Origin of the sequence: Dysgonomonas sp. Marseille-Q5470 (assembly GCF_951230145.1) — a bacterium.
Lineage (GTDB): Bacteria > Bacteroidota > Bacteroidia > Bacteroidales > Dysgonomonadaceae > Dysgonomonas.
Genome location: NZ_CATNVE010000001.1, coordinates 561,600 through 577,555, shown reverse-complemented (window position 1 = coordinate 577,555; position 15,956 = coordinate 561,600). Strand labels below are relative to the sequence as shown.

The following is a 15,956-nucleotide window of genomic DNA, read 5'->3' as shown; positions in this document are numbered from 1 at the left end:
ACAAAAGATGAAAAAGTTTAAAATATATAATTCCGTCTTAATCGGAATTACGATTTGTCTATTCGCAATTACTTCGTGTAGCGTAGAACCTACATTTTATTCACAGGTAGTTCCTGAGACATTCTACACCTCTCAGGAAGCTGTTTGGGAACGTTTCAACCGTCCGTTTACACATTGGCGCTGGTATATTGCCAACAATGAGCCTCGCTGGATGTTGCAAGAATTGGGTACTGATGAATTTTGCTTGCCTACACGTGGTAGCGACTGGTATAATGGAGCCTTGTATCAAAAATTCCATCACCATGAATACACTGAGGACATGGCTTTTATAGAAACAGGATGGACTAACTTTGCTATGGGAGTGGCTCTCGCATGGGATGCTCTCGAAGATTTAGAAAAAGTAAACTTCGATGCTTTGGGATTTGCTGAAGGCACACGAGAATCGATGCTAAATCAGCAAAAGGCACTTGTAGCCTCTTTCTATCTGGATGGTCTGGATTTCTTTGGAGGAGTACCTCTATATACTACTACACAGAGTGAAGTAAAAGGACGTTCTACTGATAAAGAGACTTTCGATTTTATAGAGAAATTACTCAAAGAAGCTATCCCTAATCTTCCTGTAAAAGAAGAGCTTGGCGGATTGGAAAACGGAAGTATCAATCGGGCTGCTGCAGCAGCTTTATTGGCTCGTCTTTATTTTAACGCCAAATCATATATCGGCGAAGAAAAGTATTCAGAAGCAGCAACAATCTGCCAGGATATCATTGACGGAAAATACGGCAAATACAAATTGGATACAGACTGGACAAATATATTCGGATTCGATAACGAAACTAGTCCCGAAATTATTTGGTCTGTACCAAGCGAGAATGCTAAGCTGGAAACTGATGGTATGTACTGGAGCTATATGGTACCTTACAACTACAAGAATTATTTGGGAGGACTAGAAGGCTCAGGCTCTAATAACGGTATTGGACTAATACCAAGCCTCGATCCGACAGGTAAAAAATATTCTTACAAATTGGGTGGTGCTTATGCCAAATTCAACGATAACGACATTCGCAAACAACTATATGTATACGAAGGAGCCGGCAAGTATCGTGGAATGTTTATTGTAGGAGAACTTGTAAATCCGACAAATCCAAGCTGGACATGTACAGGGAGCCGAGAATACAGCGGAAAAACACTTGTAGTAAGAGATCAGGTTGCTTATTTTGCAAAAGTTGGATCGGCAGAATATCCGACATTGGAGTCACTTCCATCTACAATTGCCACAGCAGAAGAAGCTTCTTGTGTGCGTGTTACCAAACGTAGCCCACGTCCTAATCAGAGTGAGAAAAACCGCAAATTCGATCCGGACGTTCCTGTAATTCGTCTTGCAGAAATTTATTATACATTGGCAGAATGCAAAATGCGGGCAGGAGACAAAGATGGCGCAGCCGAATTGATCAACACCGTACGTAAACGCTATTTTGCAAATGGCAACGACCCTGACCCTGTAACGGGCTCTAAACTGGATAAATACCGCATGCTGGATGAATGGCAATTAGAATTTTTGGCAGAAGGCAGAAGACGAACCGATTTAGTACGTTGGGATGCCTATGTAACAGAAAATTGGTGGGATCATAAAGCAACTAACAATACAGACCTGAATAGATTCCCTATTCACTATAGTCTGATAGGGGCGAACAACTTATTGAAGCAAAATCCCGGATATTAAAAATTAAAAATCTCTGTAGTGCATTCCTCTCTGTTTGCACTACAGAGATAATAATCGATAAAATGACAACTAAATGCCCTCAAAGTCTCTAAAAATCTTTAATTAAGCAACATTTTAAGAACAAATGAAATATTTTTATCTAGTTCCTTAAATAATAAATATTTACCTTTGTCTTTCTATAAATACATTATATATGGAATCGTTGGAAAATGGCTCATTTAAAGTCCGCTTCGGAGTTATAGGCACAAATTTTATAGTAGACAAAGTTCTGGAAGCGGCGAGACTTGACCATCGTTTCGAACTTACAGCAATCTATTCCCGTACACAAGAACGCGCAGATGAATTTGCGAAAAAGCACAACGTTCCCCATACGTTCACTTCTCTTGAAGATATGCTTTCGAGCAATTTGATAGATGCGGTATATATTGCATCGCCGAATTCGCGACATGCTTCACAAAGCATTTTGTGTATGCAACATGGCAAACACGTATTTTGTGAAAAGCCATTTGCATCGAATGCGAATGAAGTAAAAGCCATGATAGCGGCAGCCGAGAAGTATAATGTAACGCTAATGGAAGCAATGAAGCCGACAATGACCCCAAACTTCTCTACAATAAAAGACAACCTAAAAGAAATAGGTACAATACGTAAATATTTCTCTTGTTATTGCCAATACTCCTCTCGGTACGACAAACTAAAAGAAGGTGTTATATTAAATGCCTTCGACCCGTCGTTATCTAACGGAGCAGTAATGGATTTGGGCGTATATACCATATATCCGATGGTGGTCTTATTCGGGCGACCTAAAAAAATTAGTGCTACAGGCCTTAAACTGTTTACAGGGGCCGATGGACAAGGAAGTGTTAATTTTGAATATGAAGGCATGGATGCAACAATCATGTATTCCAAAATAGCAGATTCGAGCCTACCAACAGAGATACAGGGAGAAGAGGGTACAATAACTGCCGACCGGATAAATATCATAAACAAAGTAACACTAAAAAAACGAGGAGGAGAGGAAACTATAATAAGTACTCCCAATCCTACACATGAGTATTATTTTGAAGTCGCAGAATTCATTGACCTAATTCAAAAAAATGAAAGAGAATCGACAATCAATAGCCTTGAAAATTCATTAATTACAATAGAAATTATTGATGAAATAAGGAAACAATTGGAGATAATTTATCCTGCAGATAGCATATAATATTAAATTGTCACAAATACGCGTTTGTTTTATTACATTATTTTGAATAAAAAAAGATTTTTGCTCTAAGAGATTTACTATTGTTATACAATTTATTATAAATACCAACTTTTTTTAACAGTAATGAGAGATTTACTTATTTAAAATATTCCTAGCTTTATTCCGCATTTTCATTTACTTTTTAGGATTGAATAAATGCTACCGTGATTGCACATTATAGCACTCATTAACAAAAACTTAAAGCCGTCTTGTTTGTCATTGACAAAATAGGCTCAAGACAACAAGAAAAATGCTCAGCTTTTTATAAATTATATGAACAATTAAACAATCTATATTTTAACTTTCTTGAAAAAGACAGAACTTATTATTTACTAACCCATGAATAAACTAACATCTTATTCGCGCCCTCAGACCCTCTGGCTGGTAATACTCAGATTACTGATTGGCTGGCATTTTTTATACGAAGGTCTTGTAAAACTCTTCAGTTCAAGTTGGACTGCTTATCCTTACCTTATGGATTCACGAGGATTTATGGCAGACTTCTTCCACAGTATTGCCGAAAACGCAGAATTTCTAGCCTTTTCGAATTATGTTAATATCTACGGATTAACACTTGTCGGACTCGGACTTATACTTGGTTGCTTTTCGCGTTATGCATCTATCGGAGGTATCGTTTTTCTTAGCCTATACTATTTGTCTCACATACCTTATATAGGCGCAAATTCTATGATGCCAACCGAAGGCTCTTATCTATGGATAGACAAGAACCTGATAGAGATAGGAGCATTGATGGTATTAATATATTTCCCTACCTCGCACATTATCGGATTTGACCGATACATTTCAAGATTATTAAAACGCAAAACAGCTTAACAAACATGACATCCGAAGATAAGATAGTTCCAGAGCCAAATAAAGATAACAACGCTCAGTCTAACGACAGTCAACTGCCCGAATCACAAGGCAGACGAGAAGCATTGAAGGCATTAGCTACAGTTCCTGTATTGGGAGCTTTAGCCTATGGTGTTTATAAGAAGCAAAAATATGATAAGACGATGCACGATGTGAGCGACGTCTTTAAATTAAGTAAAGAAACAGCAACTATCCCCGAACTACAGCCAAACGGAAAACAGATTCGATTAGGGATTATTGGTTGCGGCATCAGAGGGAAACAATTGTTAAGAGCTGCAGGATTTGCAACTCCAGAGTCTCTCCAAAAGCTGATTGACTCTTCAAAAAAAGATAAAAAGGATACTAGATACCAACTCTTTAGAGAACAAGAAAACCTCAATATCGTCTTAACAGGCGTGTGCGACATATTCGATACATTTGCCGAAGAAGGTATTGCAGCCGGATCAAATATAAACAGGGAAGGTGTAGGCGGTAAACTGGGACCTGCTCCAAAACGATATCGTCACTATCAGGAAATGCTTGCAGCCGACGACATCGACGCTGTTATTATTGCTACACCCGATCACTGGCATAGCACAATGGCTATGGATGCAGCAAAAGCAGGAAAACATGTCTACGTAGAAAAACCGCTTTCGTGGACTGTACCCGAAACGTACATGATAAGAGAGGTTATTAAACAGACCGGCGTAGTTTTTCAGCTAGGACATCAAGGCAGACAGGTAGACAGCTATCATAAAGCTAAAGAGATATTAGACAAAGGACTACTTGGCCCTGTTACGCTTATAGAAGTTTGTACAAACCGTAATGATCCTAACGGAGCTTGGGTTTATGATATTCATCCTACAGCAAACCCACAGACAGTTGACTGGAAACAATTTGAGGGTGATCCTGAAAGAGTGAAAGAATATATGGACTATATGACAGCGCATAATCTTGCCAAATATGTGGGTCCGGATGCTAGAGATAAGTTTAGCCTCGAACGTTTCTTCCGTTGGCGTTGCTGGTGGGATTACAGTACAGGACTAAGTGGAGACTTGCTTACACACGAGTACGATGCTGTAAACCAATTGATGGGCGTGGGCATTCCTCATTCTGCAACTTCTTCCGGTGGTGTTTATTTCTTCAAGGATGGAAGAACCGTTCCGGATGTGCTGCAAACAACATTCGAATTCCCTGATAAAAATATGACAATGTTATATAGTGCAACATTAGCGAGCAACCGCAATAGGGGAAAAGTAATCATGGGGCACGATGCATCGATGGAAGTCGGAGATACGCTAACCGTTAAAGTAGATAGTGGATCTACAAGATACAAGGAGAAGATTGAAAAAGGAATCATCAAACCCGATGTACCTTTCTATACATACGTTCCGGGCAAAAGCAATGTAGACGCAGTAACTTCTGCCACCGAGTTGTATTTTGCACAACGTGGTCTCTTATATTCGTATCTGGGAGGGAAACGGTATGATACAACATTCCTTCATATCAGAGAATGGCTGGAGTGTATCCGCGACAACAGTAAGAAAACTTCTTGTGGTATCGATGCTGCTTTCGACGAAGCCATTACAGCACACATGGGAACTCGTGCATATCTGGAAGGTCGTACAATGTATTGGGATAAAGACAAAGAGGAAATAGTAAGAGGCGAAATAAATTAATATATTTAGCAGTGAAAAGTGAAAACTAAAATATACCATTAAATCTAAAAACAATATTAACCAAAAAACAAAAAAAATTATGGCATCAGACATTTCGAGAAGAAAGTTCCTCTCAACAGGAGCAAAAGCCGCTATTGGACTGACGATCATCCCAAGCACTGTATTGGGGAAAAACTTTGGGCATGTAGCTCCGAGTGACAAATTGAATATTGCTGCTGTTGGTATTGGCGGCATGGGACATGCTAATATCAAAGCTGTGGAAGCTACAGAAAACATAGTCGGACTATGTGACGTAGACTGGAAATATGCGAAAGGTGTATTTGAAAGATTCCCAAATGCTAAAAAATATTGGGACTTCCGTAAGATGTACGACGAAATGGGTAAATCCATTGATGCGGTAATAGTAGCAACAGCAGACCATACACATGCTATCGTTTCTGCCGATGCAATGACAATGGGCAAACATGTGTACTGTCAAAAACCGCTTACTCATACAGTTTATGAATCACGCTTGCTAACTAAGTTGGCTAAAAAACATAAAGTCGCTACTCAAATGGGTAACCAAGGCTCATCGGGTGAAGGCGTTAACCTCGTTTGCGAATGGATTGCCAATGGCGAGATAGGTGAAGTAACAAAAGTTGAATGTGCTACCGACCGTCCTATTTGGCCACAGGGACTGAATGCCCCTGAAAAAGTAGACAAAATACCAAGCACCCTAAATTGGGACTTATTTTCAGGACCTGCAAAAGTACGCCCTTATAATGCATTATATACTCCTTGGAACTGGCGTGGCTGGTGGGATTATGGTACAGGTGCATTAGGCGACATGGCTTGTCACATCATGCATCCGGTATTCAAAGGCTTGAATTTGGGCTACCCTACTAAAGTACAAGGTTCATCTACCCTGCTGTTGCAGGATTGCGCACCACAAGCACAACACGTTAAATTGACATTCCCTGCTCGCGATAATATGCCGAAAGTGGGTATGCCTGAAGTGGAAGTACATTGGTATGATGGCGGTATGATGCCGGATCGTCCAAAAGGTTTCCCTCAAGGAAAACAATTAATGGGCGAAGGCGGTGGATTGGTTATCTTCCATGGAACAAAAGATACACTGATTTGCGGATGCTACGGAGTGAACCCTTGGTTGTTGTCGGGTCGTGTTCCGAAAGCGCCTAAAACACAACGCCGTGTAGAAACATCTCACGAAATGGATTGGGTACGCGCTTGTAAGGAAGATGCTTCCAGTCGTGTAATAACTAAATCCGATTTCAGCGAAGCAGGCCCATTCAACGAAATGGTAGTAATGGGAGTATTGGCTATTCGTTTGCAGACCTTGAATAAGGAATTATATTGGGATGGAGACAATATGAAGTTCACAAATATCGATCCTAACGAACAAATTAAGATATTAGTTAAGGATGACTTCAAGATCGTTGACGGCGACCCTAAATTCAATAAGATCTGGACTGATCCTATCAATGCTCAGGAGTTTGCAAATGAACTGATCAAGCATACATATCGTCAGGGATGGAAATTGCCTGATATGCCATAACTAAGTAATATTGTTTTAATTTAAAAATCAAAATAAAGATGAAAAAAATTATCTATTCATTAAGCTGTTGCATGATTGCCGGAGCATTTATTGCTTGTGGCGGTGGGGCTAAGAATGCTGAGAAAAAAGGGACTGATACTGATTCAACAAAAACAACTGAAGCAATGAAACCTGAATATACTGTATTAGACAAACCTCAAGTAGACCTGTCTAAATTCAAAAAAGATAAAGACGGTTATATCGTTATCTTCGATGGCAAATCTACTGAAGGATGGAGAGGATACGGAAAAGACGTCCTACCTGGAAAATGGAGTATAGATAACGGAGCTCTGAAATTTACTGGTTCTGGGAAAGGTGAAGCTCAGGAAAAAGACGGTGGCGACATTATCTTTGCTCACAAGTTCAAAAATTTTGAACTGGAACTAGAATGGAAAGTAGCTAAAGGAAGCAACTCCGGTATTTTCTATCTGGCACAAGAGGTTCAAACAAAGGATCCTAAAACAGGAGAGTTAAGAATGGAACCTATATATATTTCAGCTCCTGAAGCTCAAGTATTAGACAACGCAAATCACCCTGATGCAAAATTGGGTAAAGACAACAATCGTCAATCAATGTCATTGTATGATATGATTCCTGCTAAACCACAAAATTCCAAACCTTTTGGTGAATGGAACAAAGCGAAAGTCATGGTTTACAAAGGAACTGTGGTTCATGGACAAAATGGCGAAAACGTAGTTGAATATCACCTATGGACTCCACAATGGACAGAAATGCTTCAAGCAAGCAAATTCAGCGAAGAAAAATGGCCTTTGGCATTCGAACTGCTAAACAACTGTGGTGGACCTAATAGAGAAGGATATATTGGTCTTCAAGATCATAGCGATGATGTTTGGTTCCGTAATATCAGAATCAAAATCCTTGACTAATAACTAGTTTTTTCTATTAAAATATCTTCCAAATCCTTGAAGGGCTTGCCTCTTCTTGGATTTGGCTTTTAAATAATCTTACATTATCATGAAAGTATCAATTATTATAGCTACTACTCTCCTTATGTTAGCTTCTTGCAATCCAAAAGCAGATGCAACTCAGCAACAAGCTGCACCTGTAAAGAAAGATATTTCTCTACAATTGTACTCGTTGAGAGACGATATTGCTAAAGACTACGATGCAACAATCAAGAAAGCCGGAGAAATGGGATTCACATCGGTAGAGGCTGCGAACTATGCAGACGGAAAATTCTATAGAAAAACACCTGAAGAATTTAAGGCAAGCATAGAAAAAGCCGGAATGAAAGTGCTTTCTTCTCATACAGGAAAAGGCCTTACAGAAAAAGAACTGGCTTCTAAAGATTTTACAGAAGCGCTTAAATGGTGGGATCAATGTATTGCAGCACACAAAGCAGCAGGAATGAAATACATTGTAACTCCATGGATGGATACACCTAAAACATTGAAAGACTTACAAACATATTGTGAGTACTATAACGAAATAGGAAAGAGATGCAAAGAAAACGGCATGCTCTTTGGCTATCACAATCACGACTTCGAACTGAAAAATAAGATCGAAGATAAGCTTATGTACGACTACATGCTAGAAAACACAAACCCTGAATATGTATTCTTCGAAATGGATGTATACTGGGTAGTAAGAGGAGGAAAAAGTCCTGTAGATTATTTCAATAAATACAAAAACCGTTTCACTTTATTACATATCAAAGACAACAGAGAACTTGGACAAAGTGGTATGGTAGGCTTTGACGCTATTTTCAACAATACTGATGCTGCAGGAGTTAAACATCTTGTGGTAGAAGTAGAGCAATACAGCTTTACTCCTGAAGAAAGTGTAAAGAAAAGCCTAGACTATTTATTAAATTGTCCTTTAGTAAAAGAAAGCTACGACAAATAAGAAAAATTAGATATGCTTTTGTCAGATTGGACGGAGTGGTTTGAAAATCTATTTAGCAAATGTATATTTCTTTAAAGAAATTCTTCTCTCCGTTCATTATGACAAGCCGCATCGCTAAAAAAGTATATAAGCGAATAGATGAACGCAATAATGGCCGACAACGGCTCCTTCTACTACAATATACAAGGTAGAGCCGAAGGAACCAGTTATAATATTATATATCAAGATAGTGAAGATAGAGATTTTCAACCCGAAATAGAAGAGCTGCTTGCCTACTTTGAGAAATCATTATCGGTATATGACAATGAATCCATTATTTCGCGAGTCAACAGAAATGAAGACGTAGAAATAGATGATTATTTTTATACAGTCTTCAACAAAGCAAAAGAAATAAGTGCCCACACAGAAAATACTTTCGATATCTCGGCAGAGCCGCTATTCAGGGCTTGGGGATTTAGCTCTCAAGAAAAATGTCCGCCCAATAAGGAGCAGATAGAAGAGATGAGGAAGTATATAGGAATGGACAAAATAAGCATCAAGGACAGACGCATTGTAAAAGATCATCCCAACATTGTATTGAATGTAAATGCTATTGCAAAAGGATATTCTGCTGATATTGTAGCTTTATTCTTGGAACAGCATAAATGCCTTAATTATCTTGTAGAGATCGGAGGAGAAATTCGAGTAAGAGGAGAAAACCTTCATGGCGAAGACTGGAGAATAGGTATTGACCGCCCATCCGAAAGCAACCTCATTCCCGGACAAGATATGCAAGCTATTTTACAAATTACAAATAAAGGAATAGCGACTTCCGGAAATTACAGACAATTTTATATCGAAAATGGAGAAAAAATAACGCATACAATCAATCCGGCAACGGGCTATCCGGCACAGCATAATCTACTATCCACAACAGTGATAGCGAACGACTGCCTCACAGCAGATGCTTATGCCACAGCATTTCTGGTTGCGGGAGTAGATAAGTCGTTGGAATGGATAAATAACAACGCTGAGATTGAGGCTATATTTATCTGTGACGAGGATGGAGAATATAAAATGTACTGTACTCCGGCATTAGAAGACAAGATCATTCAAGGAGACGAATAAGATGCCTTTCTTACTGTGTTAAAAAGAAATAAATATTAAAACATATCCGCTTTGTTAGATATTATTTGTATTATTTTGTCAACTGAAAACAATCTAACAGAAATAATATCATAAAGCACTAAAAAAACAAAAATCATGAATACCTTATTATTTTTAGGAAATCTGGGAACAGGTGAAATCATCATCATAGCCATAGTTGTACTTTTACTTTTCGGGGGACGCAAAATACCTGAACTAATGAAAGGACTAGGGAAAGGTATCAAAAACTTCAAAGAGGGAGTTAAAGGTATAGAAGATGATATAACCGGGGATAACGATACAACAACTAAAAAAGATTGATGTAGTATACTTCTATGGAAGAGAACAGTGGAGGAATGTCCTTTTGGGATCATTTAGAAGAACTACGGTGGACCCTTGTCAGGTCTATAATTGCCTTATTTGTTTTTGCGATACTTGGTTTTGCAATCATGCCGTATATATACGACAGCTGGATAATGGGTCCTACCCGTGCCGACTTTGTATTGTATAAATATCTATGTTATGTGACATCATCCGTACCCTTTATGCCCGACTTCTGCGATGATACATTTCATATTAAGATTATAAACTATAATCTTACTTCGCAGTTTTTCAGGCACATGACCACTTCATTTTGGTTTGCTCTAATATTGACATTCCCATACCTTGCATTTGAAGTGTGGCGCTTTGTAAGCCCTGCTCTCTATTCTAATGAGAAGAAGAGTATCAGATGGGTATTTCTGTTCGGAACAGGTATGTTCTTTATCGGATGTGCTGTAGGATATTTTCTTGTATTTCCTATGACATTCCGATTCTTATCGACATACCAGTTAAGTGAGATGATCGAGAATACAATTTCGCTCGATTCATATATGGATAATTTCCTTACATTGATATTCATTATGGGAATTGTATTCGAACTTCCTTTGGTATCGTGGCTTTTATCTCAATTGGGCTTTTTAAATAGATCTTTTTTCAAGAAATTTAGAAGACATGCCATTGTCGGACTATTGGTATTATCTGCCGTAATCACTCCATCAGGAGATCCATTTACCCTTTCGGTTGTATTTGTGCCGCTTTATATGCTCTTTGAATTGAGCCGCTTTATGGTAAAACCTGCACCGAAAGAAACTGATGAGGATGAAGATGAAGATACTGCCGATATAGAAATAAAGACTTCGTAATTGTAAATATTACTTGGGAGAGAAATCATCAAAAGAATCTGTATTTCTATTAAAAGATAAAATATCGATAAATAAAAAACCCCGATTGGTAACCAATCGGGGTTTTTATTATATATAAGATTTCTTATGCGCTTAAGCCTCTGCCGGAGCATCTCCGTTTGCCTTCTGTACAGGCTTCTCTGGTCTTGGAGGACGAGGAAGAAGAACCTTACGAGACAGTTTGAACTTACCTGTCTTAGGGTCGATATCGATGAGTTTCACCTCAATCTTATCACCTTCTTTCAATCCTACTTTTTCCATGTCTTCTACGCGATCCCACGAAATTTCAGAGATATGAAGCAATCCGTCTTTTCCTGGAAGGAATTCACAGAATGCACCGTAAGGCATTACCGAACGTACTTTTGCAGTATATACCTCTCCGACTTCCGGTACAGCAACGATTCCTCTAATCTTAGCCATTGCAGCTTCGATAGCAGTTTTGTTAGTAGCTGAAACTTCAACGCGTCCATAACCATCAATTTCTTCGATAGTAACAGTTGCTCCTGTTTCTTCCTGAATACCTTGAATGATTTTACCACCGGGTCCTATTACAGCTCCGATAAATTCTTTGCTGATAATTAGAACTTCGATACGTGGAGCATTTTCTTTGAAGTCGGCACGTGGTTCAGGTAATGTCTCAAGGATTTTACCCATAATATGTAAACGCCCTTCACGAGCCTGATTCAATGCCTTTTCTAGAATTTCGTAAGAAAGTCCATCTACTTTTATATCCATCTGGGTAGCTGTAATACCATCTTTTGTTCCACAAACCTTAAAGTCCATGTCTCCCAGATGATCTTCGTCACCCAAAATGTCTGAAAGTACAGCAAAGTTAGTACCTTTCTTCTCTGAGATAAGTCCCATTGCTATACCTGTCACCGGCTTTTTAATTTTCACCCCTGCATCCATTAATGCCAATGTACCGGCACAAACTGTAGCCATAGATGAAGAACCGTTCGACTCTAATATATCAGATACCACACGTATAACATAAGGGTAATCGGAAGGAATCATTGGTTTCAATGCACGGTGTGCAAGATTACCATGACCGATTTCACGACGACCTACCCCACGTTGTGGTCTTGCGTCTCCTGTTGAGAACGGAGGGAAATTATAATGTAGAAGGAATCTCTCCTTACCATTGTTCAATACATCATCAATGATTTTCTCATCAAGCTTTGTGCCTAATGTTACAGTTGTCAATGATTGTGTTTCACCACGTGTGAAAACAGCCGATCCGTGAGCTCCCGGAAGATAATCTACTTCGCTCCAGATAGGACGTATCTCTGTTGTTGTACGACCATCAAGACGTTTTCCTTCGTCTAAGATAGAACGACGCATCGCTTCTTTTTCTACATCATGGTAGTAACGAGAAATCAATGCACCTTTTTCTGCAAGCTCTTCCTCAGTAAGGTTCGCTTTATATTCTTCTTCTATAGCCTTGAAGTTATCTACACGCTCATGTTTGTTTGTATTTCCTGATGCTGCTACAGCAAAAGCTTTATCATAACATTTTTCCCAAACATCTTTGCGTAGGTCTTCGTCATTTGTTTCGTGGCTATATTCACGTTTTTTTGTAGTACCAACAAGTTCCATCAATTCGATCTGAGCCTGACATTGTACTTTAATTGCTTCGTGAGCAAACTTGATAGCTTCCAGCATTTCTGCTTCCGAAACTTCTTTCATTTCACCTTCCACCATCATAATGTTATCAATAGTAGCACCTACCATGATATCCATATCAGCTTTAGCTAATTGAGAAAATGTTGGATTTAAAATGAATTGTCCATCAACACGAGCTACTCTTACTTCTGAGATAGGACCATTGAACGGTATATCTGAAACAGCTAAAGCTGCCGAAGCTGCCAATCCGGCCAATGCATCAGGCATATCTTCACCGTCCGAAGAGAATAGAGTCACATTAACAAATACTTCCGCATGATAATCGTCCGGAAACAATGGACGAAGTGCACGGTCTACCAAGCGGCAAACCAATATTTCGTAATCTGAAGCACGTCCTTCTCGGCGTTGAAAACCTCCCGGGAAGCGGCCATATGCTGCAAATTTTTCTTTATACTCTACCTGTAAAGGCATAAAATCAACACCCGGATTTGCATCTTTTGCGGCACATACAGTGGCTAATAACATCGTATTACCCATCCGTACCATTACAGACCCATCAGCCTGTTTTGCCAATTTTCCGGTTTCAATGGTGATAGTCCTTCCATCACCTAAATCGATACTCTTTGTAATCGGATTAATCATAAATTTTTTTCTTAACGTCTTAAAATCAAACAAAGGTAAGTAAAGTTTTTGAAAATTAAGGGAATGGAGATCGAAAACTCCATCGGGAAAGACGAAATACAATAATAATATCAAGGTTTTCTTTTACTTAATTTCATTCATCTAACCACCCGTTTAAGTTCAATATTCCTATTCTAGGCTTATTCTGAGAATAAAAAATATCACTACATGTAGTGATTGACTGCTATTTTAAGTTTTCATACATTTGCAGATCAACTAAAAACTATAAATATCAACACATTAAGAAATAATGAGATCAAAGTCCTTTCTCTTTTTGACCCTCTTATTCTGTGCCATTATCAATAATACTTATGCTGATGATATCGTCATTGATAATGATTCTATCAAAATGAAATACACAGCAAAAGAGGTTGTAATAGAATCATTTAAGCAAAACAGTGATTTATCGATACAACCTGTCTCGGCATCCGTTCTATCTGAAAGTATTATTAAAGAAAACAATATAACCAACATAAAAGAGGTGACGGCTTTTGTACCCAATCTATTCATGGTAGACTATGGCTCTAAAATGTACTGCCCGGTTTTTATACGAGGAATAGGGGCTGCAAAAAACACGCCTTCTGTAGGGCTATATGTAGATGGAGTGCCGTATTTCGACCGCTCAACTTTTGATATGAACATTAGCGATGTAGACCGCATTGAAGTTCTGCGAGGGCCACAAGGAACTATCTATGGCAGAAATACGATGGGGGGCATCATTAATGTTTTCACAAAATCCCCATTAAAGACAAAGGGAACTTTTTTGAATCTCTCTGCCGGTAATTACAATACTTATCAGACCGGAATCTCGCATTATGGAAATGTAGATAATAAAGTAGGCTATTCACTATCCGGTAATTATTCCCATTCGGGAGGCTACTTTATGAATAAAACCACAGGTAAACGAGCCGACCCCATTGATGGTGTTTCCACTCGTGCCCGACTAAGTTGGCGTATTATGCCACGGTTGACGATGAACCTTATTTTTGCTTATGAATATTCCGATCAGGATGGTTATCCTTACCGTATCTATGATAAAAAAACGGGCAAAATAGAAGATATAAATTATAATGAACGGAGTTTCTACCGTCGTAATATGTCTAACAATGGACTGAATATAGAATATGTTACAGATAATTTCAAACTGAGTTCGCAATCATCTTTTCAGTTTTACGACGGGAAACAAGGTATCGATCAGGACTTTTCACCCAAAGACCTTTACTACGTAAACTTCTATCACCGTCAGCAAATGTACTCTCAAGAGTTTAATATCAAATCAATAAAAGAAGACAGCAAGTATAAATGGCAGTTTGGAGTATTTGGATTCCACCAGAATTATTTCCAAACAAACGATACTGACTACCGCACATCGGGAAAACATGCAATCCAAAATGTAAACAATCCGACCGAAGGAATTGCTCTATATCATCAGTCTACTCTGAACGATATCTTCATTCCGGGACTATCGGCTACTCTTGGAATTCGCTACGACTGGGAGAAAACAAAATCTTCATTGACACGCATCACTGCAAATCCGAATGCAGACCCTGTTGTCGATCCCGAAGTAAAGGCTAAGGACGATTTTTCTCAAATTACACCAAAAGCATCTATCCAATATGCGTACAATCAGGATGGATTGACATATTTATCTGTAAGTAAAGGATATAAAACAGGAGGTTTCAACAATACGGCCGATGAAGATAAAGACCGTACGTTTGATCCTGAATATAGCTGGTCTTACGAATTAGGAACAAAATCAAGCTTTCTGAACAACTTGCTTTATCTCGACTTCAGCCTCTTTTATATTAGATGGAGCAACCAACAGATTTCGCAGGTTAAACCCACAGGGCAAGGTTTTTTGACTCGCAATGCAGGGAAATCGGAAAGCAAAGGCTTTGAGTTAACAACTCAGATAAACCCTTCGAGAAATCTGAACTTCCAGATAGCCTATGGTTATACGCATGCTAAATACAAAGAGTATAAAGAAAGTGAGACGGTAAATTATAATAATAATTACTTACTCATGGTGCCTAAGTATACATTGGCGATATCTGCAAATTACACCATAGACACAAACCTGAGATGGCTCGACAATGTTGTGCTTAACGCTCAATATACAGGAGTAGGTAAATTATATTGGAATGATGCCAACGATGTCGAACAACCGTTTTATGGAGTGTATAATGGTAAAGTTTCTTTCGTTAAAAAACAATTTTCACTAGATTTGTGGGCTAAAAATATAGGTTCTAAAGATTACATCGCATATTACTTCGCAACATCAGGTAATAATTTTGTACAAAAAGGGAAGCCTTTCACATGTGGATTAAATCTGAACCTTAAATTCTAA

Annotated in this window: 12 protein-coding genes; 11 read left to right on the top strand and 1 reads right to left on the bottom strand. The window is 38.6% G+C overall.

The features are described from left to right. Positions 1 to 7: 7 nt before the first annotated feature. From QOX35_RS02505 to tatC, 10 genes are all read left to right on the top strand, one after another. Positions 8 to 1,720: a RagB/SusD family nutrient uptake outer membrane protein gene (locus QOX35_RS02505; protein WP_283685651.1), complete on the top strand. Its 1,713-nt coding sequence runs from the start codon at positions 8 to 10 to the stop codon at positions 1,718 to 1,720. Between the two features lie 193 nt (positions 1,721 to 1,913). After that, on the top strand, positions 1,914 to 2,927 hold the full coding sequence (locus tag QOX35_RS02500) for a Gfo/Idh/MocA family protein (protein ID WP_283685650.1): 1,014 nt from the start codon (positions 1,914 to 1,916) through the stop codon (positions 2,925 to 2,927). Between the two features lie 378 nt (positions 2,928 to 3,305). Then, positions 3,306 to 3,800, top strand: a complete 495-nt coding sequence (locus QOX35_RS02495) for a DoxX family protein (protein ID WP_135106623.1) — start codon at positions 3,306 to 3,308, stop codon at positions 3,798 to 3,800. Positions 3,801 to 3,805: 5 nt separating this feature from the next. Next, positions 3,806 to 5,497, top strand: a complete 1,692-nt coding sequence (locus QOX35_RS02490; RefSeq protein WP_283685649.1) for a Gfo/Idh/MocA family protein — start codon at positions 3,806 to 3,808, stop codon at positions 5,495 to 5,497. A gap of 79 nt (positions 5,498 to 5,576) precedes the next feature. Then, a complete protein-coding gene (locus tag QOX35_RS02485; RefSeq protein WP_283685648.1) occupies positions 5,577 to 7,052 on the top strand; it encodes a glycoside 3-dehydrogenase in 1,476 nt (491 codons plus the stop codon). 38 nt (positions 7,053 to 7,090) lie between these two features. Continuing rightward, on the top strand, positions 7,091 to 7,978 hold the full coding sequence (locus QOX35_RS02480; protein WP_135106617.1) for a 3-keto-disaccharide hydrolase: 888 nt from the start codon (positions 7,091 to 7,093) through the stop codon (positions 7,976 to 7,978). A gap of 88 nt (positions 7,979 to 8,066) precedes the next feature. Further along, on the top strand, positions 8,067 to 8,957 hold the full coding sequence (locus QOX35_RS02475; protein WP_283685647.1) for a sugar phosphate isomerase/epimerase family protein: 891 nt from the start codon (positions 8,067 to 8,069) through the stop codon (positions 8,955 to 8,957). A gap of 138 nt (positions 8,958 to 9,095) precedes the next feature. Next, on the top strand, positions 9,096 to 10,064 hold the full coding sequence (locus tag QOX35_RS02470) for an FAD:protein FMN transferase (protein WP_283685646.1): 969 nt from the start codon (positions 9,096 to 9,098) through the stop codon (positions 10,062 to 10,064). Between the two features lie 135 nt (positions 10,065 to 10,199). After that, positions 10,200 to 10,403: a twin-arginine translocase TatA/TatE family subunit gene (tatA, locus tag QOX35_RS02465; protein ID WP_006841533.1), complete on the top strand. Its 204-nt coding sequence runs from the start codon at positions 10,200 to 10,202 to the stop codon at positions 10,401 to 10,403. A 14-nt stretch (positions 10,404 to 10,417) separates the two neighbouring features. Beyond that, on the top strand, positions 10,418 to 11,266 hold the full coding sequence (gene tatC / locus QOX35_RS02460; protein WP_283685645.1) for a twin-arginine translocase subunit TatC: 849 nt from the start codon (positions 10,418 to 10,420) through the stop codon (positions 11,264 to 11,266). Between the two features lie 132 nt (positions 11,267 to 11,398). On the opposite strand, the gene pnp is transcribed toward tatC, so the two are convergent. Beyond that, a complete protein-coding gene (pnp, locus tag QOX35_RS02455; protein ID WP_283685644.1) occupies positions 11,399 to 13,570 on the bottom strand; it encodes a polyribonucleotide nucleotidyltransferase in 2,172 nt (723 codons plus the stop codon). A gap of 289 nt (positions 13,571 to 13,859) precedes the next feature. Between pnp and QOX35_RS02450 the strand changes: the two genes are divergently transcribed. Continuing rightward, the gene (locus QOX35_RS02450; protein ID WP_283685643.1) at positions 13,860 to 15,956 is read left to right on the top strand and encodes a TonB-dependent receptor; all 2,097 of its coding nucleotides are present in this window, start codon (positions 13,860 to 13,862) and stop codon (positions 15,954 to 15,956) included.